This window comes from Streptomyces sp. NPDC026206 (genome assembly GCF_040638465.1).
Classification (GTDB): Bacteria; Actinomycetota; Actinomycetes; order Streptomycetales; family Streptomycetaceae; genus Streptomyces.
In genome coordinates this window covers 307,846-325,797 of sequence record NZ_JBEZYL010000002.1, presented here as the reverse complement: position 1 = coordinate 325,797, position 17,952 = coordinate 307,846, and the positions used below count along the sequence as shown (strand labels likewise).

At 73.5% G+C, this 17,952-nt stretch carries 18 protein-coding genes and 1 pseudogene; 13 read left to right on the top strand and 6 right to left on the bottom strand.

What is annotated here, in order from left to right:
• The first annotated feature begins 101 nt into the window (after positions 1-101).
• Positions 102-959, top strand: coding sequence for a (2Fe-2S)-binding protein (locus AB0F13_RS04930; RefSeq protein WP_362075263.1), 858 nt, complete (start codon positions 102-104; stop codon positions 957-959).
• 193 nt (positions 960-1,152) lie between these two features.
• A complete protein-coding gene (locus AB0F13_RS04925) occupies positions 1,153-2,211 on the top strand; it encodes a DUF2637 domain-containing protein (protein ID WP_362075261.1) in 1,059 nt (352 codons plus the stop codon).
• 35 nt (positions 2,212-2,246) lie between these two features.
• On the opposite strand, the gene AB0F13_RS04920 is transcribed toward AB0F13_RS04925, so the two are convergent.
• A complete protein-coding gene (locus tag AB0F13_RS04920; RefSeq protein ID WP_362075258.1) occupies positions 2,247-2,702 on the bottom strand; it encodes an ATP-binding protein in 456 nt (151 codons plus the stop codon).
• A gap of 315 nt (positions 2,703-3,017) precedes the next feature.
• Between AB0F13_RS04920 and AB0F13_RS04915 the strand changes: the two genes are divergently transcribed.
• Positions 3,018-3,563, top strand: coding sequence for a DinB family protein (locus AB0F13_RS04915; RefSeq protein WP_362075255.1), 546 nt, complete (start codon positions 3,018-3,020; stop codon positions 3,561-3,563).
• Positions 3,564-3,593: 30 nt separating this feature from the next.
• Here the strand turns inward: AB0F13_RS04915 and AB0F13_RS04910 are convergent, their stop codons facing one another.
• Positions 3,594-5,381, bottom strand: coding sequence for a protein phosphatase 2C domain-containing protein (locus tag AB0F13_RS04910; RefSeq protein WP_362075252.1), 1,788 nt, complete (start codon positions 5,379-5,381; stop codon positions 3,594-3,596).
• A 207-nt stretch (positions 5,382-5,588) separates the two neighbouring features.
• Between AB0F13_RS04910 and AB0F13_RS04905 the strand changes: the two are divergent.
• Together AB0F13_RS04905 and AB0F13_RS04900 are read left to right on the top strand one after the other, a co-directional pair.
• A pseudogene (locus AB0F13_RS04905) lies at positions 5,589-6,221 on the top strand (helix-turn-helix transcriptional regulator); the annotation flags it as partial.
• Between the two features lie 90 nt (positions 6,222-6,311).
• Entirely contained in the window at positions 6,312-6,794 is a 483-nt protein-coding gene (locus AB0F13_RS04900) for a DUF456 domain-containing protein (RefSeq protein WP_362075250.1), read from the top strand.
• Between the two features lie 31 nt (positions 6,795-6,825).
• Here AB0F13_RS04900 and AB0F13_RS04895 read toward each other — a convergent pair whose 3' ends face one another.
• From AB0F13_RS04895 to AB0F13_RS04880, 4 genes are all read right to left on the bottom strand, one after another.
• Positions 6,826-7,323, bottom strand: a complete 498-nt coding sequence (locus AB0F13_RS04895; RefSeq protein WP_362075248.1) for a methylated-DNA--[protein]-cysteine S-methyltransferase — start codon at positions 7,321-7,323, stop codon at positions 6,826-6,828.
• A gap of 1 nt (position 7,324) precedes the next feature.
• Complete coding sequence (locus AB0F13_RS04890) at positions 7,325-8,812, bottom strand: AlkA N-terminal domain-containing protein (RefSeq protein ID WP_362075245.1); 1,488 nt, start codon at positions 8,810-8,812, stop codon at positions 7,325-7,327.
• Positions 8,813-8,901: 89 nt separating this feature from the next.
• The gene (rsgA, locus tag AB0F13_RS04885) at positions 8,902-9,999 is read right to left on the bottom strand and encodes a ribosome small subunit-dependent GTPase A (protein WP_362075242.1); all 1,098 of its coding nucleotides are present in this window, start codon (positions 9,997-9,999) and stop codon (positions 8,902-8,904) included.
• 230 nt (positions 10,000-10,229) lie between these two features.
• Positions 10,230-11,414, bottom strand: coding sequence for a YihY/virulence factor BrkB family protein (locus AB0F13_RS04880; protein ID WP_362075239.1), 1,185 nt, complete (start codon positions 11,412-11,414; stop codon positions 10,230-10,232).
• Between the two features lie 235 nt (positions 11,415-11,649).
• On the opposite strand from AB0F13_RS04880, the gene AB0F13_RS04875 reads away from it, so the two are divergent.
• The 8 genes from AB0F13_RS04875 to cysD all read left to right on the top strand — a co-directional run bounded on the left by AB0F13_RS04875 (position 11,650) and on the right by cysD (position 17,952).
• On the top strand, positions 11,650-12,906 hold the full coding sequence (locus AB0F13_RS04875; protein WP_362075235.1) for a GAF domain-containing protein: 1,257 nt from the start codon (positions 11,650-11,652) through the stop codon (positions 12,904-12,906).
• A 27-nt stretch (positions 12,907-12,933) separates the two neighbouring features.
• On the top strand, positions 12,934-13,530 hold the full coding sequence (locus AB0F13_RS04870; protein WP_362075232.1) for a GNAT family N-acetyltransferase: 597 nt from the start codon (positions 12,934-12,936) through the stop codon (positions 13,528-13,530).
• A 122-nt stretch (positions 13,531-13,652) separates the two neighbouring features.
• Positions 13,653-13,736 (top strand): putative leader peptide, encoded by an 84-nt coding sequence (locus AB0F13_RS04865; protein ID WP_362076029.1) that lies wholly within the window; start codon positions 13,653-13,655, stop codon positions 13,734-13,736.
• A gap of 118 nt (positions 13,737-13,854) precedes the next feature.
• Positions 13,855-15,552 (top strand): nitrite/sulfite reductase, encoded by a 1,698-nt coding sequence (locus tag AB0F13_RS04860; RefSeq protein WP_362075229.1) that lies wholly within the window; start codon positions 13,855-13,857, stop codon positions 15,550-15,552.
• Between the two features lie 91 nt (positions 15,553-15,643).
• Positions 15,644-15,820 carry a hypothetical protein gene (locus AB0F13_RS04855; RefSeq protein ID WP_362075226.1) on the top strand — a complete coding sequence of 59 codons (177 nt, stop codon included), beginning with the start codon at positions 15,644-15,646 and terminating at the stop codon, positions 15,818-15,820.
• On the top strand, positions 15,807-16,490 hold the full coding sequence (locus tag AB0F13_RS04850) for a phosphoadenylyl-sulfate reductase (protein ID WP_362075223.1): 684 nt from the start codon (positions 15,807-15,809) through the stop codon (positions 16,488-16,490). The genes AB0F13_RS04855 and AB0F13_RS04850 overlap by 14 nt, the downstream gene beginning before the upstream one ends.
• 14 nt (positions 16,491-16,504) lie before the next feature.
• A complete protein-coding gene (cysC, locus tag AB0F13_RS04845) occupies positions 16,505-17,047 on the top strand; it encodes an adenylyl-sulfate kinase (RefSeq protein WP_362076026.1) in 543 nt (180 codons plus the stop codon).
• A complete protein-coding gene (gene cysD / locus AB0F13_RS04840; protein WP_362075220.1) occupies positions 17,044-17,952 on the top strand; it encodes a sulfate adenylyltransferase subunit CysD in 909 nt (302 codons plus the stop codon). The genes cysC and cysD overlap by 4 nt, the downstream gene beginning before the upstream one ends.

Sequence of the window (17,952 nt, the reverse complement as noted above, 5' to 3'; positions counted from 1 at the left end):
GTCCATCGGAACCATAGGCGGCGCCTCCGGCAGTTCAAACCCCGGGCAGCCTGGGCAAGGTAAGCCTTACCTGTTGACGATCGGGATTCGGTGGTCCTCGCATGTCCGCTGCCTCGGCTGCCCCGCTCTCGCACGGTCTCCCCGCGGTCCCCCCGGCCGCCGGCCCTTTCGCGGATACGTACGCCCGGCTCACGCAGGCCCTTCCGGCGCTGACCGTCCTCTGCGGTCCGCCGCGGCACGGTGCGGGCTGGGTGACGGGGGCGGAGCTCGCGGCCGGCGGCCCCGGGCTCGACGCCTTCCTGGCGTGGGACGACGAACAGGTGCTGCGCGAGTACGGGCAGCGGGCCCGCCCGGACGTCGTCGCCACGTTCGGCCTGCACCGCTACGCCTGGCACGCGTGCCTGCTGATCACCGTTCCGTGGTTCCTGGCGCGTCGCGTGCCACGGCTGCCGGCGGAGGCCGTTTCGTTCCACCGGGAGACGGGCCGGATGACCGCCGACGTCCCGGAGTTCGCCTGTCTGCCCGAGGACCCGGCCGCGGCGCTGCCGGGGGCCCGGCCGGTGGCGGACGCGCAGGGGCTGCGCGTACGGGTGCGCTCGGCGGTGGCCGAGCACCTGACGCCCGTGCTGGAGGGCTTCCGGCCGCGCATGCGGCGCGGGGCGCGGGCCCTGTGGGGCATGGCGACGGACGAGACCGCCGAGGGGCTGTGGCACGTGGGTCGGCTGCTCGGCGAGGAGCGGCGCGCCCGGCACGAGCTGGCGCTGCTGCTGCCGGGGGCCACGGCCCCGTTCGCCGGGGGCGCCGCCTTCCGCGAACTGAGCGGCCCCCAGGGCGGTTCGTGGCCCACCCGCGACCGCGCGAGCTGCTGTTTCCTCTACACCCTGCGCCCCGAGGACACCTGCGTCACCTGCCCCCGGACCAGCGATTCCGACCGCATCGGCCGGCTGTCAGCGCAGTGAATCACCTAAGCCACCCGATCGGGTGGATTGAATAGAACTCAAGCACCTTTTCGATGAAGGGCGTTCGAAATACATCGTCGCTCTCCGTATATCCTTGCCGTCCATTCGCGGGAGTTGCCGCGAAACCCCTTGGCGTCCGGCGCGATTCCGTAAGGATGGCGCGCGAAACCGTACTGCACGCAAGGGACGCAAGATGAGAGTGACCGACATACCGCTGAATTGGGTGCTCCCCAGTGCCGTGGCACTCATCGGGGCAGTGGTGGCGGTGACGGTGTACGCGCGCGGCCGGCAATCCGGCTCGGAGGACACGGCGGCCGGCACGGACTCCTGGGAGCGCAATGAGGAGCGCAGACGCCGCAAGGAGGCCATTTACGGCAGCGCATCGTACGTACTTCTCTTCTGCTGCGCCGCGGTCGCCGCGGCCCTGTCCTTCCATGGCCTGGTCGGATTCGGCCAGCAGAACCTGGGCCTGACGGACGGCTGGGAGTACCTGGTGCCCTTCGGCCTCGACGGCGCCGCGATGTTCTGCTCGGTGCTGGCGGTGCGCGAGGCGAGCCACGGTGACGCGGCGCTCGGCTCCCGCCTGCTGGTGTGGACGTTCGCGGGCGCGGCCGCCTGGTTCAACTGGGTGCACGCCCCGCGGGGCCTGGACCACGCCGGGGCGCCGCAGTTCTTCGCCGGCATGTCGCTGTCGGCGGCGGTGCTCTTCGACCGGGCGCTCAAACAGACCCGCAGGGCGGCACTGCGCGAGCAGGGACTCGTGCCCCGCCCGCTGCCCCAGATCCGGATAGTGCGTTGGCTGCGGGCGCCCCGCGAGACCTTCGGCGCCTGGTCGCTGATGCTCCTGGAGGGCGTGCGCACGCTGGACGAAGCAGTGGAGGAGGTACGCGAGGACAAACGCCAGCAGGCGCAGCACCGGATGCGCCGCCGGGAGGCGGGCAAGCTGGAACGGGCCCGCATCAAGGCCTACAACCGGCAGCACCGCGTGTGGGGCCGGGCCCGCGGCGGCCGCCAGGTCGAAGTGACCGGGCCCGCCATGCCGTCGGCCGCACAGCCGGCCCAGATCGGCTCGCAGGCGGGGTCGGAGCCCTCCATAGTCGAGCCGGGTCAGCTTCCGGTACGCTCCCGCCCGCTCCAGGCGGTGGGCAAGCCAGACCCCATCGACCTCACCGCCGAGGACGACACCCAGGCCATCCCGCGACTCGACTCGCTGGAGGCCAAACTGGCCCAGATCGAGCGCCAGTTCGGCTGACGCCCGAGAGCCCTGAGCCGTCGCACACGACCGGCTCAGGGCTCTTGCGCGTCCAGCTCGAACCACACGGCCTTGCCCACGCCGTGGGCGCGGACGCCCCAGACGTCGGCGAGGGCGTGGACGAGCAGCAGTCCTCGTCCCGACGTGGCGGCCGCCTCCGGCCCGGCAGCGCCCGGGCCGTCGCCGTGCCGGGTACCGGCCGGGGGCGGGCGCAGCGTCGGGTGCCGTGAGAGGAGGTCCCGTACCTCCACGTGCAGCCGTCCCTTGACCGATGCCGCGGAGCCGCCGCCGAGCCGGGCCGTGACCACCGCGCCGCCGTCGGTGTGCACCAGCGCGTTGGTGACCAGCTCGCTCAGCAGGAGTTCGGCCGCCTCCGCCCGCCCGGGCGCGCCCCATTGGGCGAGCAGTTCGCGCAGCTCGGAACGCACGTCCGCGACGGCCGCCAGTTCGTTGCGCCGCAGGCGTCTCTCCCAGCACGGCTCCGGGGTCACCGGCCCGCTCTCCCCCGTACCCTCCCGGGCGGTGCCGTCCGCGGATCCTCCCCTCTCCTCATGCCGCTCCGCGCCCGCCCAGTGTGCAGTCCGCCGCTTCATCCTTTGCCGCCCCGACCCCTCCCCGGCGCCCCGGCATCGAACACGCTCACGGCAAGTGCATGCCCAACGCCCGATGGATCGACGCCTGTTGACGTATCAACATGTTTATACGACCGGATGGGGAGTGCGTCTCGCGCCCTCCGCGAAGGGCTTCAGGGATCCGCCCACGGGCCGCCGGCGTCGAATGTCAGTGCCCACTGCGAGACTGGCCGCATGACGGAGATTCCCGCAGAGAACTATGCCCCGGCCTGGACGGACGACTCACGGGCCGCCCTGCCCACCGTCGGCGACGAGCGCGAGGTCCTGACCGCCTTCCTCGACTGGCACCGCGAGACCTTCGCGCTCAAATGCTCGGGCGTCCCCCGGGAGCGCCTCTCCGAGAAGGGCGTGCCGCCCTCCGGCATGAGCCTGCACGGCCTGATCCGGCACCTGGCCGCGGTGGAACGCTGGTGGTTCCGCATGCAGTTCGCGGGTGAGGACGTGCCTGTTCTCCACTATTCGGACGACGACCCGGACCAGGACTTCGCCTCGCTGGACGGCGACCCCGCCGAGGCCTTGGCGGTATGGCGGGCGGAGTGCGAGCGGGCCCGCGAGATCGTCGCCGCCACACCCTCACTGGACGACACCGGCCGGGTGATACGGACCGGGGAGCCCATCTCGCTGCGGGTCGTCCTGGTCAGGCTCATAGCCGAGTACGCCCGCCACAACGGCCACGCGGACCTGCTGCGCGAGCGCATCGACGGCGCCACGGGGTACTGAGCGCGGGTGCGCCCGCGGCGGCGCGGCCGGCTATCCCTCCCAGACGGTGCACGCGCTGCGGTCGTCGGCATATCCCTTCACCCGCAGCTGCACGTCCGCGAGGTACTCGGCCAGCCCCGGCGGCTCCTCACGCGCCCACCGCTCGGCGAGCCGGACGCCCAGCTCCGGCTCGCCGCGCAGCGGGTCGGCCAGGCCCGCGGTGCACAGCAGCAGGGCATCGCCGGGCCGTGCGACCGACGCCCGGAAGCGGAAGGGCTCGCTGGGCACCTCGGCCGGGTCTATGACCGGCGTGGTGCCGGGGGTGGGGATGCCGAGATCGACGGTGATGCGGTCCCCGGTGCCGTAGCCGGCGGCGGGCTCGCCCGCCGGGTCCGGTTCGTGCGGCTCCGGGTCCAGGTCCTGCCAGGCGCCGTCGCGCAGCCGGAAGAGGCCGCCCACGCCGACGCCGAAGAAGACGCGGGTGCGGCAGCGGACATCGGCAGGCAGCAGCAGGCAGCGCAGGCCCGCGGTGTACTCGGCCGGGCGCATGCCGAGGTCGGCCGCGCGGTCGCGCAGCCGCCCGTAGGTGCGGTCGGTCAGCCGGTGCAGGCCGGACTTCAGCTCGTCGCGGCGGCCCGCGTGGATGTCCTCGGCCAGCCGGGCGTGGCTGCGCCCCACCGCGCCGCCGATCCACTCGCAGATCTCGCGGGCGGCGCGGTGGGCGCCCTCCGCGGCGCGGGCCCCGCTCGCCATGGCGACCAGCAGCAGGGCGTCCTCACCTGTCCCGAACCGGGCCGTGAGCAGGGCGTCCCGCCTGGGCTCGCCCCGGTAGCGCGCGGAGTCCCCGCGCAGTGAGACGGCCCGCAGGATCATCGCGCCGTACCGCGCGCCGTCCAGCACGGTGTCGGGCACGAGGTCCTGGAGGGCACCGGGGTCGGCGGGCGGCCAGGCGGTCGGCTCGGCCTCGTACGTGGGGGGACGCCGGCCGACGAAGTCGGCGGCGCGCAGCCGCGTCCCGTTCCTGCGCGCGGGCGTGGGGCGGTGCCCGGGCACCGGTGGGGGGACCTCGGACATCTCGGCGGCGCCGGGGGTCCCGGGCGCCTCGGAGAAATCGGCGAGGTCGGTGACCTCGGGGAAGCCGGTGACGTCTACGACGTCCGTGACCTCCCCGAGTTCCCTGATCTCTGCGGCCTCCCGGATCCCTGCGGCGTCCCTTGCCCGGCGTACCGCTGTGGTGTCGCTGGCCGCTGCGGGGTCCGCCAGGTCTGCGATCCCGGCGATGTCCGCGCGCGACGAGAGGCCGGCAGGCTCGGGGGACTGAGGTACCTCCGGCGCGTCAGGCACGTCCGCGGCTGCCGGGGCGGGCGGCGGTGGCGAGACCCGGGTGCGGGGGTCGGGGGGCGGCGGGCCCTCGGGCATCCGTGCCGGGCCGACGGGCGGGCGCAGTTCGGGGGCACCCGCATCACCGGGAGGCGGGGACGGTGGCTGCGGGCCGGCCGGGTCGGCGGGGACGGGCAGGGAGCCGTTGCCGGGCGCCACCCAGCGCTTGGTCTGCCGCGGCACCCCGCGCGAGAGCGCGGGCGAGAGCCCGGACGAAGAGGCCGCCGGCGGACCCGGCAGCACGCGCTGGTCGGGCCGGGCGGGCGGCTCGGCGGCTCTCGGCCGCCTGGGCTCCGCCCTCGGCCGTGGTTCCGGTCCGACCACCGCCGAGGCGGAGGAGAACCTCTCGTCGAGGCTGTCGCCCCCGGCGACGGATCCCGTGTCGGGTTCACTCCTGCCGTACAACTCGCGCCACCAGGCGTCCTCTTGTTCGGCGTAATGGTCCCCCTGCTGACTCATGCCCTTATTGTCCACACTGCGGGGCATACGGGAAGAGTGCACGGCGAACACCACCCCAGGGATGATGTCCCGAGTCGCAACGCGGTTGCGGGGATGTTGCGGTGATGGGGAGGGGAGTCGCGCGTGCTCGGTTCCATGGGTGTGGACGCCATCCGGCAGACGGCACACGGGGAAAGGCGGGCCGGGCGGCCCGTCGGACAGAGCCCGGTGGAGGTGGTGACGGGCGCCGGAGCGGTCGCCCGGCGGCTGCTGCGACTGCGGTTGGGCGCGGCGGAAGAGGTGTGCGCCATGTTGACGGGCGGGCCCGGGGCGTTGACGGAGAGACTCTGGGCTGCCGCCGCGGACGAGGAGTGCGCGGCCCCCCACCGGACCGTCGTCGAACACCCTGTCGCCGTCCGGCCGGCCGGCGGCGGACAGTTCCGGGTGGTCGACCGCATACCCGCTGAGCTGGTCATAGCCGACCGCCGGGTGGCGCTGCTGCCGCTGGCCGCCCGTGGCGCCGACGGATCCGCGGCTCTCGTCGTCCACGGCGGCGGGCTGCTGGACTCTCTGGTCGACCTTTTCGAGGACGTCTGGCACGAGGGCCGCCCCCTGCGCCCCGCCGCGCCCGCCGCCGGATACGCGGGCGAGCCGGCCGGGCCCGACGCCACCGACCTCCAAGTACTCGGCCTGCTGCTGGCCGGGCTGACGGACGCGAGCGTCGCCAAGCAGCTCGGGCTCGGCCTGCGGACCGTGCAGCGCAGGGTCAAGCGGCTGATGGAACTGGCCGGGGTGACCACCCGCCTCCAGCTGGGCTGGCACGCGGCCGAGCGCGGCTGGACCACGCGCTGCCACCGCTGACGGGCGGCCGGGACGCCGGCGAAAGGTACCGGCCCGCGTGGCCGGAATCGTCCGGAAGCGCGGCTGCCCGGGTTCGGGCAACCTTGGTCCATGGGGACGTGGCAGCTGCTCCTCGTCGGCCTCGTGATGCTGCTCGGCCTGCTCGGCGTGGTGACGCCGGGCGTGCCCGGGCCGCTGATCGTCTGGGCCGGGGTGCTGTGGTGGTCGACGGCCGCGCGTACCGCCCTGTCCTGGGCGGTGCTCGCCGGGGCGAGCGGGATCCTTCTGCTGAACCAGGCCGTCATCTGGCTGCTGCCACCCCGCCGGCGCAAGGGCGCGGGGGTCACCCGCCGTGCGTTCCTCGTGGCCGGCGCGGCCGGGATAGCGGGTTTCTTCGTCGTTCCGCTGGTCGGCGCGGTGCCGGGGTTTCTGGCCGGGATCTACGGCGTGGAACGGCAGCGGCTGGGCGGGCGCGGCGACGCGTGGGCGTCCACGCGGAGCGTGATGCGGGCCCTGGGGACCAGTGTGCTCGTCGAGCTGTTCGCCTGCTTGCTGGTGGTGGGGGCGTGGATCGGTGCGGCTGTCGCGGGGTGAGGTGGCCGTGGGCGGGGCCGGGGGCGCGCACTCAGGCCGCGGAGCCCTCCAGTGCCAGCAGCATCCTCTTGCGCTCCAGGCCGCCCGCGTAACCGGTCAGGGAGCCGTCCGCGCCGATCACCCGGTGGCAAGGGCGCAGGACGAGCAGCGGGTTCGCTCCGATCGCCCCGCCCACGGCGCGAACGGCGGCACGGGGTGCGCCGATGACGGCGGCCAGCGCGCCGTAGCTGGTGGTCCCGCCGTACGGGACGTCGTCCAGAGCGTCCCACACCTTGCGGCGGAACTCGGTTCCCCCGACTGCGAATTCGAGCGTGAAGTCCGTGGCCTGCCCCGCGAAGTAGGCCGCCAGTTGGCGCTCCGCTTCCACGAATGCGGCCGGCTCGCGCCGCCAGTCCGGCCCTACGGCCGGGGCGTTCTTCTGTCCGGGAACGGTCAGGGACGTGAGGGCGGTGCCGCCGGGTGCGGTGGCCGAGGGCCGGCCCGTGAGGAGCAGCCGTCCCAGAGGGCTGTCGATGTCGGTGTAGAGCATGTCAGATGTCCTTCGGGGTATCCGGCGTGTGGCCGGGGGCGTTCCACAGATGGTGCAGGGCGTACGAGCGCCAGGGCCGCCAGGCCTCCGCGTCGCCGGCGGTGGCGCCCAGCGCGGCGAGCCCGTGGCGTACGCCCGCGTCGCCCGGCAGGAAGACGTCCGGGTCACCGAGCGCGCGCATCCGGATGTAGCCGGCCGTCCAGGGGCCGATGCCGGGCAGGGCGAGGAGGTCGCGCTCGGCGGTGTCCCGGTCGGCGCCGGCGTCGAGCCGGACCGTGCCGTCGGCCAGCGCGGCGGCGAGCGTGCGCAGGGCGCGCCTGCGCGCATCGGGCATGCCGAGCTCGTCCAGGGCGGCGGCGGCCAGGGTGCCGGGCTCGGGGAAGACGTGGGTGAGCCCGCCGTCCGGTGCGGCCAGTGGCTTTCCGTACGCGGCCACCAGCGTGCCGGCGAGCCGCGCGGCGGCGGCCACCGACACCTGCTGGCCCAGGACGGCCCGTACCGCCAGCTCCTCGCCGTCCGCCGCTCCCGGTGAGCGCAGCCCCGGACGGGTCGTGACCAGCGGCCGCAGCCGCGGGTCGGCGCCGAGCCGCTCGGCGACGGCGTAGGGGTCCGCGTCGAGGTCGAAGAGCCGGCGCAGGCGCTGCACGGCCGTCGACAGGTCGCGCGGGTCGGTGAGGTGGAGCCGGCAGTCGAGCCAGTCGCCGTGCCGGGGGCGCGGTTCGCGGACCTCGGCGATGCCCGTGCCGTACGGGAGCCGCAGGGTGCGGCGGTAGCGGCGGACGCCGGGGGTGCCGAGCATCTCCTCGATGCCGGTGATGGTCCGGCGCTGGAGGAAGCCGAAGACCTCGCGGGCCGCGTACGGGCCGCGGTGGGCGAGCCGCAGCGGGATGCCGCCCGGTGTGCCGCCGCGCCGGTGGGCGGGGCGGGCCCGCAGCTCGCGGGGGGTGAGCGCGTAAATCTCGCGGATGGTGTCGTTGAACTGCCGGACGCTCGCGAAGCCCGCCGCGAAGGCGATCTCCGTGACCGGCAGGTCCGTGGTCTGCAGCAGCACCCGGGCGGTGTGGGCGCGCTGGGCCCGGGCGAGGGCGACCGGGCCCGCGCCCAGTTCCTCGGTGAGCCGGCGGTGCACCTGGCGGGAGCTGTAGCCGAGGCGGTCGGCGAGGCCGCGGACGCCTTCGCGGTCGACGACGCCGTCCCCGATCAGCCGCATCGCGCGGCCGGCCAGGTCGGCCCGTACGTTCCACTCCGCCGAGCCGGGGGCCGCGTCCGGCCGGCAGCGGCGGCAGGCGCGGAAGCCGGCCCCCTGGGCCGCGGCGGCCGAGGGGTAGAAACGCACGTTGACGCGCTTGGGGGTGACGGCGGGGCAGCTCGGCCGGCAGTAGATGCCGGTCGTCGCCACGGCGAAGTAGAACACTCCGTCGAAGCGCGCGTCCCGGCTGCTCACCGCCTGGTAGCGGGAGTCCTCGAGCTGTACCGCAAGGTCCGTCATGCGTTCCAGTCTGCGGCACGCGCGGGCGCCGGACTGGCGGAAAACGGACATGGCCCTCGCGGCGGCGGGGGCCGTGTCCGGGAGTGCGGCTAGCGGGCGCCGCCCCGCTTGCGGGCCGCCATGTGCCGTCCTTCCGCCTGCTTCCGCTTCCAGTCTCGGCGCATGTCCGCCCGCATGCGGGCGTCCGTACGGGCCGCTGTGCGCGCGTTCTCGCGGAGCAGCTTGCGGTAGCTGTCGAGGCGGCGCTGCGACAGCTCGCCTCCGGCAAGTGCTTCGAGGACCGCGCAGCCCGGCTCGGCCTCGTGGCCGCAGTCGTGGAAGCGGCAGTCCGCCGCGAGGGACTCGATCTCGCAGAACGCCTGCGCGACGCCGCCACGCGCGTCCCACAGGCCCACGCCGCGCAGGCCCGGGGTGTCGATCAGGACGCCGCCGCCGGGCAGCGGCAGCAGGTTGCGCGTGGTGGTGGTGTGCCGCCCCTTGCCGTCGCGGTCGCGCGCCTCCTTGACATCCTGGACGCGGGCGCCGACCAGGGCATTGGCGAGCGTGGACTTCCCGGCGCCGGACTGGCCGAGCAGGACGGCCGTGCCGCCGGCCAGCGCGGCGCCGAGGGCGCCGACGCCCTGCCCGGTCCGCGAGCTGACGGCCAGCACCCGCGCCCCGGGCGCCGCCGCCCGGGTGTCGGCGGTCAGGTGGACCAGGACCTCCGGGCCGGGGACGAGATCGGCCTTGGTGAGCACGACGAGCGGCTCGGCGCCGCTCTCCCAGGCCAGGGTCAGGAACCGCTCGATCCGGCCGAGGTCGAGCTCGACGGCCAGGGAGACGGCGACGACGGCGAGGTCGACGTTGGCGGCCAGGACCTGGCCCTCGGAGCGCTTGGAGGACGTGGACCGTACGAAGGCGGTACGGCGGGGCAGCAGCGCCCGTACGTATCCCCCGGCGAGGTCCACGGCGGCCCAGTCGCCGGTGCACATGATGTTCAGCGGGTCGCCGGTGGTGACGAGCGAGGTGTCGGCCAGGACGGTCCGTACCCCGGCGCGATCGGCGACGGCGAGGTCGCAGCGGCCGCGGTCGACGCGGACGATCCGGCCGGGGACGAGCCCCTGGGCGGCGTGCGGGGCGAAGCTGTCAGCGAAGCCGGCGTCCCAGCCGTAGCCGGAGAGGGGGTGAGCAGTGGTGAGCTCGGACAAGAGTGGGGTCCTTCAGGAGGGTGGGATGGATCTGCTTGCGAGTGCGGGCGGTGCCCGTTGCTGTGGCAGTCATCGCGTACTCACCTCCTGTGGGGGACCTTTGTGCGTCTGCGGGGCGATCGTAGGCACTCCGGGTGCCGGGCCGCCAAGGGTTTTCTTTACCCCGCCCCGCCCCTTCCCGTATCCCGGACGGGCTGGGAAGACCCGGCCCGTCCGGCGATTGAGGACCCCTAGTCGCGCCGGTTGTGCTTCGCGTGTTTCGGTCCGGCCTCCGGTTTGTGGATGCGGGAGCGGACGTCCGCGTGGGGGAGGAACTGGGCCCAGCGCTCGGGGAACTCCGAAGGGGGCTCGCGGTCCCGGCCGATGGGGCCGTCGTCCTCCGGCTCCTCGAAGGGGTCGTCCTCCAGTTCGTGCACCAGCGCCATCGCGGCACGTTCGGCGGCCGCCTGGGCGGCGGCGGCCTCGCGCAGCCGGTCGACCTCGGCGCGGGCGGCGGCCGTGGCCACGGACGGCCACACGCGGTCCAGGGCGGCGTTGACCGCGGCGCCGACGAGCACCGCGAAGGCCGAGACGCCGATCCACAACAGCACGGCGACGGGGGCGGCCAGGGAGCCGTAGATCGTCACGCCTTCGACCGTGTGCGTCAGGTACAGGCGCAGCAGGAAGCTGCCCAGTACCCACATCGCGAGGGCGATGAGCGCTCCGGGGATGTCCTCGGCCCACGGCGAGCGCACCGGCACGGACACGTGGTAGAGCGTGGTGAGGAAGGCGATGGACAGGACGATGACGACGGGCCAGTACAGGAACCGCACGACGTCAGCGCTCCACGGCACGATGTCGACCACGGCTTCGGGTCCGGCCACCATCAGCGGGAGCGCCACCGCTCCGACGACGAGCGCCGCCACATAGAGGAGGAAGGCCAGCAGCCGGGTCTTGACGATGCCGCGCTTGCCCTCCAGCCCGTACATGATCGTGATGGTTTCGACGAAGACGTTCACGGCCCGGGAGCCGGACCACAGGGCGACGGCGAAGCCGACCGAGATCAGGTCCGGGCGGCCGAGCTTGATGACCTCCCGCACCAGTGGCTGGGCGATCTCCTGGGTGCCCTTGTCCGACAGGACGGCCGCGGAGGCGGTGAGGATGTTCTGCTGGATGCTGCCGATGGTGTCCGTGTCGGTCCAGTCGTCCAGGTAGCGGAGCAGGCCGAGGAGACCGAGCAGCAGGGGCGGCAGCGACAGCAGGGTGAAGAAGGCGGCTTCCGCGGCGAGCCCGGTGACGCGGTACTCCATGCAGGAGTTGACCGTGTCCTTCAGGAGCAGCCACGTCATCCTGCGTTTGGAGACGTTCCGGTACAGGGCCCTGGCCCTGTGGAGCCGGCCGACCTGCCGGGCCGAATGTTCTTTTGCTGCCTGCACGCCCTAACCGTATCGGCCGCGGGCGGGTCGGTTCATCCCGCGGTTCGGGCGGGCGGGAGCGCGGACACCGCTGGTGGGGAGGCCGCGGAGGGTGGTGCTGCGCCGACTCGGCACCACCCTCCGGCCGCTCACCGTCACTTTCCGCCGGGCGCCGGGGTGTTCGCAATGGTTGCAAGGCGTTGCAATATCCTCGATGCCCCGGCGCACAGGGTCCTCCGCCAGGCACCATTGCTGCGTGAAGCGCATACCAATCGATGCGGGGCTGCTTCCCGCCATCCGGGAGGCGGCCCTCGCCGGCGCGCGGCCTCCGGCGCGGCCGCGGCCGGTGATCGGGGAGTCGTGGCACCGCGCGTGCCGCCACGGGGTGGATCCGGACAGCGGCCGGCCGGTTCCGCTGATCTCGGCCGAGGAGGTGGAGCACCGCCGCCACACGTCCCGGCTGGGCGAGCTGCTGCCGCAGCTGCGCGAGGGCCTGCTGGAGGCGGCCGACGCCGTGCGCCATCTGATCGTGGTGACGGACGCGGACGGCCGGCTGCTGTGGCGGGAGGGCAGCCAGGGGGTGCGCAGGAGCGCCGACCGGCTGGGCTTCGAGGTGGGGGCCTCCTGGACGGAGGAGATGGTGGGCACCAACGGCATCGGCCTGGCGCTGGTGGAGCGCCGTCCGGTGCAGGTGCACTCCGCCGAGCACTTCGTACGGGCCCACCACGCCTGGACGTGTGCGGCGGCCCCGCTGCACGACCCGCGGGACGGGCGGCTGCTGGGGGTGCTGAACGTCAGCGGGCCCGCGCCGGCGTTCAACCCGGCGACGCTGGCATTGGTGACCGCCGTCGCCAAGGTCTCCGAGGCGGAGCTGCGCGCCCGGCACTGGGAGTCCGTCGACCGGCTGCGCACGGTGGCCGCGCCGATGCTGGCGCGGCTGGGCGGCCGGGCGCTGGCCGTGGACCGGGACGGCTGGACGGCGGCGGTGACGGGCATGGCACCGGTGAGCCGGGTGGTGCTGCCCCGGGCCGTGCGGCCGGGCCGGACGTGGCTGCCGTCGCTGGGGCCGTGCATGCTCGAACCGCTGCCGGACGGCTGGCTGGTGCGGATCGAGGAGGGCCGGGGCGAGGACGCCCCGCCGAGCCGGCTGGTGCTGGACCTGCGCCTGCCCCACAGCTGGACGGTCACTGTCTCCGGCGCCGCCGGTGACTGGTCGCACGAGCTCAGCCCGCGCCATGCCGAGCTGCTGTACGTGCTGGCCCGGCACCCGGCGGGGCGCACGGCCGCGGAGCTGGCGGCGGATCTTTTCGGGGATCCCACGCGCACGGTGACGGTGCGGGCGGAGCTGTCGCGGATACGGCGCACGCTGGCGGGGGTGCTCAGCCATCGCCCGTACCGCTTCGCCGACAACCTGGAGGTCCGGCTGCTGGCGCCGCACCACGCGGGGGATCTGCTGCCCGCCTCGACGGCACCGGTGGTGGTGGCCGCACGGCGGGGGCTGCCGGACGGCTAGGGCGCGGTTCGTGATTGGCTTTCGGCCATGAGCAACTGTGCGACGACGACCGTGACCACGTGGTCCATGGAGCAGACCTCACCCGCCGATCTCCTCCCCGCCCGCGTTCCGGACGCCTCGTCCGGGATCCGGATCGAACGGGCGGAGGTGCCTTCGCCCGAGTTCAGCCGCTTCCTCTACACGGCCGTGGGCGGGGACGTGACGTGGACCGACCGGCTGCCGTGGTCGTACGAACAGTGGCGCGCGCACCTGGAGCGGCCGGGTGTCGAGACGTGGGTGGCGTACGAGCACGGGACGCCGGCCGGGTACCTCGAGCTGGACCCCCAGCCGGAGGGGACCGTCGAGATCGTCTACTTCGGCCTGATCAAGCAGTTCCAGGGCCGCGGCATCGGCGGGCACCTGCTGACGTACGGGGCGGCACGGGCCTGGGACCTGGCCGAGCGGTGGCCGGAGCGGGAGCCGACCGAGCGGGTGTGGCTGCACACCTGCAGCAAGGACGGGCCGCACGCGCTGGCCAACTACGAGCGGCGCGGTTTCCGGGTGTGCGGGACCGAGGTCGCCGAGGAGCCGGACACCCCCGCGCCCGGCCCCTGGCCCGGTGCCCACCCCGGCGGCGCCCGGTAGCGCCGGCCCCAGCGCGCGGCGCTCCCGCAAGAGACCACATGCCGTCCCATTTCATGGGACGGCATGTCTCATAATACGGACGGCTCTGGACTGGCCGAAGAGCGCCGTGCCACGCTTCCCCCATGTCCCGTGCTGGAATCGCCTTGGTGAGTCGGCGTCACGTCGACTTCTGCCGCATGTCCAGCGCCATCTGTCCGGCGGGCTGACAGTCACAGCACCACCGCCGTTCCTCCCCTCGTCGCCGCCGCTGCCGACGAGGCGTCTCCTGCACCGTTTCCCATGCCCTTCCCACGCACGCATGCGGACTTTTAAGGACATTTCGCCATGGCTGACCCCGCTTCTCACTCCCCTGCCGCGCCACCACGGCGCAAAACCGGCCGCCACCGCGGCGAGGGCCAGTGGGCCGTCGGCCACTTCACCCCCCTCAACGCCAACGAGCAGTTCAAGAAGGACGACGACGGTCTCAACGTACGGACACGCATTGAGACGATCTACTCCAAGGCGGGCTTCGACTCGATCGACCCCAGCGATCTGCGCGGCCGTATGCGCTGGTGGGGGCTCTACACCCAGCGCAAGCCCGGCATCGACGGCGGCAAGACCGCGATCCTGGCGCCGGAGGAGCTGGACGACGAGTACTTCATGCTGCGGGTGCGCGTCGACGGCGGCCGGCTGACCACCGGGCAGCTGCGCGTCATCGGCGAGGTCTCCCAGGAGTTCGCGCGCGGCACCGCCGACCTCACCGACCGGCAGAACATCCAGTACCACTGGATCCGGATCGAGGACGTGCCGGAGATATGGCGGCGGCTGGAGGCCGTCGGCCTGTCCACCACCGAGGCCTGCGGCGATACGCCCCGGGTGATCCTCGGCTCGCCGGTCGCGGGGATCGCCGAGGACGAGATCATCGACGGCACCCCGGCCATCGAGGAGATCCACCGCCGCTTCATCGGCAACCCGGAATTCTCCAACCTGCCCCGGAAGTTCAAGTCGGCGGTGTCCGGCTCCCCGCTGCTGGACGTGGTGCACGAGATCAACGACGTGGCATTCGTCGGCGTCCACCACCCCGAGCACGGCCCGGGCTTCGACCTGTGGGTGGGCGGCGGCCTGTCCACCAACCCCAGGATCGGGGTACGGCTGGGCGCCTGGGTGCCGCTGGAGGACGTCGCCGACGTCTACGGCGGGGTCATCGGCATCTTCCGCGACTACGGCTACCGCCGGCTGCGCAACCGCGCCCGGCTGAAGTTCCTCCTCGCCGACTGGGGCGCGCAGCGGTTCCGGCAGGTGCTGGAGGACGAGTACCTGGGGCGCCGGCTCGCCGACGGCCCGGCCCCCGAGCAGCCCGTGGAGCGCTGGCGCGACCACGTCGGCGTGCACCGGCAGAAGGACGGCCGCTTCTACGTCGGCTTCGCCCCGCGCGTCGGCCGCGTCGACGGCGCCGGCCTCACCAAGATCGCGGCACTGGCCGAGGAGCACGGCTCCGGCCGGCTGCGAACCACCGCCGAGCAGAAGATGATCGTGCTGGATGTGCCGCCGGAGCAGGTCGAGTCGCTGGTGGCGGGCCTGGAGGCACTGGACCTGCGGGTCACCCCCTCGCCCTTCCGGCGCGGCACGATGGCTTGCACGGGCATCGAGTTCTGCAAGCTCGCGATCGTGGAGACCAAGGCGCGCGGCGCCTCTCTCATCGACGAACTGGAGCGCCGTCTCCCGGACTTCGACGAGCCCCTCACCATCAACGTCAACGGCTGCCCGAACGCCTGCGCCCGCATCCAGGTCGCGGACATCGGCCTCAAGGGCCAGCTGGTCGTCGACGACGAGGGCAACCAGGTCGAGGGCTTCCAGGTGCACCTGGGCGGCGCGCTGGGCCTCCAGGCGGGCTTCGGCCGCAAGGTGCGGGGGCTGAAGGTGACATCGGCGGAGCTGCCGGACTACGTGGAACGGGTGCTGCGGCGCTTCCAGCGGGAGCGCGCGGACGGCGAACGGTTCGCGCAGTGGGCGTCCCGGGCGAGCGAGGAGGACTTGTCATGAGCGACGCACGCGCGGCCGCCGGGCCGCGGACGACGACGATGGCCGCACCTCCGCGCCGCGCGGGCGGAGAAGCGAACAAGGAGGAGCGGGCATGAGTGAGCGTGCCGCGCCCTTCCACTGCCCGTACTGCGGCGACGAGGACCTGCGCCCCGGCGAGGCGGGCCACGGCGCCTGGGAGTGCGGTGCCTGCAACCGGGCCTTCACACTGTCGTTCCTCGGGCTCCTCGCCCGCGGCCTGACCAAGGGCGGAGCCGATGACCGGACTTGAGCAGCTCGCCGAACGGGCGGGCCGCGAACTGGAGGACGCCCCGGCGCTGGAGATCCTGCGCTGGGCGGCCGGCACCTTCGGTGAGCGCTTCTGCGTCACCTCCTCCATGGAGGACGCGGTGGTCGCCCACCTCGCCTCCCGCGTACGGCCCGGCGTTGACGTGGTCTTCCTGGACACCGGCTACCACTTCCCCGAGACCATCGGCACCCGCGACGCCGTCGAGGCCGTGATGGACGTCCGCGTCATCACGCTCACCCCGCGCCGCAGCGTCGCCGAGCAGGACGCCGAGCACGGGCCGAGGCTGCACGAGCGGGACCCGGACCTGTGCTGCGCGCTGCGCAAGGTGCGGCCGCTGGAGGAGGGGCTCGCCTCATACGACGCCTGGGCGACGGGCCTGCGCCGCGACGAGTCCCCGACCCGGGCCGGCACCCCGGTCGTGGGCTGGGACGCCGGGCGGCGCAAGGTGAAGGTCTCGCCGATCGCCCGCTGGACGCAACAGGACGTGGACGCCTACGTCGCCGAGCACGGTGTGCTCACCAACCCGCTGCTGACGGAAGGCTACGCCTCCATCGGATGCGCTCCATGTACACGCCAGGTTCTCGACGGCGAGGACCCGCGCGCCGGCCGCTGGGCGGGCAGCGGCAAGACCGAGTGCGGACTGCACGGATGACCTGGGAGACGGACATGAGCGTGGGCGCCACCGTGTGGCTCACCGGCCTGCCGAGCGCGGGCAAGACGACGATCGCCCGCGCGCTCGCGCGGCGGCTGCACGGCGAGGGACACCGGGTCGAGGTGCTGGACGGGGACGAGATCCGGGAGTTCCTCTCCGCGGGGCTCGGGTTCTCCCGCGAGGACCGGCACACCAATGTGCAGCGCATCGGCTTCGTGGCCGAGTTGCTGGCCTCGCACGGCGTGACGGTGCTGGTCCCGGTGATCGCGCCGTACGCGGACTCCCGTGAGGCGGTGCGCAAGCGGCACCAGGCACGGGGCACCGGTTATGTGGAGGTGCATGTGGCCACTCCGGTGGACGTGTGCTCCGTACGCGATGTGAAGGGCCTGTACGCCCGGCAGGCGGCGGGGGAGATATCGGGGCTGACGGGCGTGGACGACCCGTACGAGGTCCCGGCCGGCCCCGACCTGCGGATCGCGGCGCACGAGCAGAGCGTCGAGGAGTCGGCGGCGGCGCTGTACGCGCTGCTGAGTGAGAAGGGGCTGGTGCGACCGTGAGCGAGAGCCCGTACGTGCTGTCCCACCTCGACGCGCTGGAGTCGGAGGCGGTGCACATCTTCCGCGAGGTGGCGGGCGAGTTCGAGCGGCCGGTGATCCTCTTCTCCGGCGGCAAGGACTCCATCGTCATGCTGCACCTGGCGCTGAAGGCGTTCGCCCCCGCGGCCGTGCCCTTCGCGCTGCTGCACGTGGACACCGGTCACAACTTCCCCGAGGTCATCTCCTACCGCGACCGGACGGCCGCCGAGCACGGCCTGCGCCTGCACATCGCCTCCGTCCAGGACTTCATCGACCGGGGCGAGCTGCGCGAGCGTCCCGACGGCACCCGCAACCCGCTGCAGACCGTGCCGCTGCTCGACGCCATCGAACGCCACCGCTTCGACGCGGTCTTCGGCGGCGGGCGGCGCGACGAGGAGAAGGCCCGGGCCAAGGAGCGGGTGTTCTCCCTGCGCGACGAGTTCGGCGGCTGGGACCCGCGCCGCCAGCGCCCCGAGCTGTGGCAGCTCTACAACGGCCGCCACTCCCCCGGCGAGCACGTCCGCGTCTTCCCGCTGTCGAACTGGACCGAACTGGACGTGTGGCAGTACATCGCCCGCGAGAAGATCGAACTGCCCTCGATCTACTACGCGCACGAACGCGAGGTCTTCACCCGGGGCGGCATGTGGCTCGCACCCGGCGACTGGGGCGGCCCGCGGGACGGGGAGCGGGTGGAGAGACGGCTGGTGCGCTACCGCACGGTCGGTGACATGTCCTGCACCGGTGCCGTCGACTCCGGCGCGGTGAGCATCGAGGCCGTCATCGCCGAGATCGCCGCGTCCCGGCTCACCGAGCGGGGTGCGACGAGGGCCGACGACAAGGTGTCAGAAGCCGCTATGGAAGACCGCAAGCGCGAGGGGTACTTCTAG

Excerpts from the sequence above, each read along its gene's own strand:
- AB0F13_RS04910 (WP_362075252.1), bottom strand. The coding sequence starts at position 5,381 with ATGAGTCAGCAGGGGGACCATTACGCCGAACAAGAGGACGCCTGGTGG.
- AB0F13_RS04860 (WP_362075229.1), top strand. The coding sequence starts at position 13,855 with ATGGCTGACCCCGCTTCTCACTCCCCTGCCGCGCCACCACGGCGCAAA.
- AB0F13_RS04925 (WP_362075261.1), top strand. The coding sequence starts at position 1,153 with ATGAGAGTGACCGACATACCGCTGAATTGGGTGCTCCCCAGTGCCGTG.
- cysC (WP_362076026.1), top strand. The coding sequence starts at position 16,505 with ATGAGCGTGGGCGCCACCGTGTGGCTCACCGGCCTGCCGAGCGCGGGC.
- AB0F13_RS04890 (WP_362075245.1), bottom strand. The coding sequence starts at position 8,812 with ATGACGGACCTTGCGGTACAGCTCGAGGACTCCCGCTACCAGGCGGTG.
- AB0F13_RS04900 (WP_362075250.1), top strand. The coding sequence starts at position 6,312 with ATGGGGACGTGGCAGCTGCTCCTCGTCGGCCTCGTGATGCTGCTCGGC.
- AB0F13_RS04930 (WP_362075263.1), top strand. The coding sequence starts at position 102 with ATGTCCGCTGCCTCGGCTGCCCCGCTCTCGCACGGTCTCCCCGCGGTC.
- AB0F13_RS04915 (WP_362075255.1), top strand. The coding sequence starts at position 3,018 with ATGACGGAGATTCCCGCAGAGAACTATGCCCCGGCCTGGACGGACGAC.
- AB0F13_RS04850 (WP_362075223.1), top strand. The coding sequence starts at position 15,807 with ATGACCGGACTTGAGCAGCTCGCCGAACGGGCGGGCCGCGAACTGGAG.
- AB0F13_RS04870 (WP_362075232.1), top strand. The coding sequence starts at position 12,934 with ATGAGCAACTGTGCGACGACGACCGTGACCACGTGGTCCATGGAGCAG.
- AB0F13_RS04865 (WP_362076029.1), top strand. The coding sequence starts at position 13,653 with ATGTCCCGTGCTGGAATCGCCTTGGTGAGTCGGCGTCACGTCGACTTC.
- AB0F13_RS04855 (WP_362075226.1), top strand. The coding sequence starts at position 15,644 with ATGAGTGAGCGTGCCGCGCCCTTCCACTGCCCGTACTGCGGCGACGAG.
- AB0F13_RS04895 (WP_362075248.1), bottom strand. The coding sequence starts at position 7,323 with ATGCTCTACACCGACATCGACAGCCCTCTGGGACGGCTGCTCCTCACG.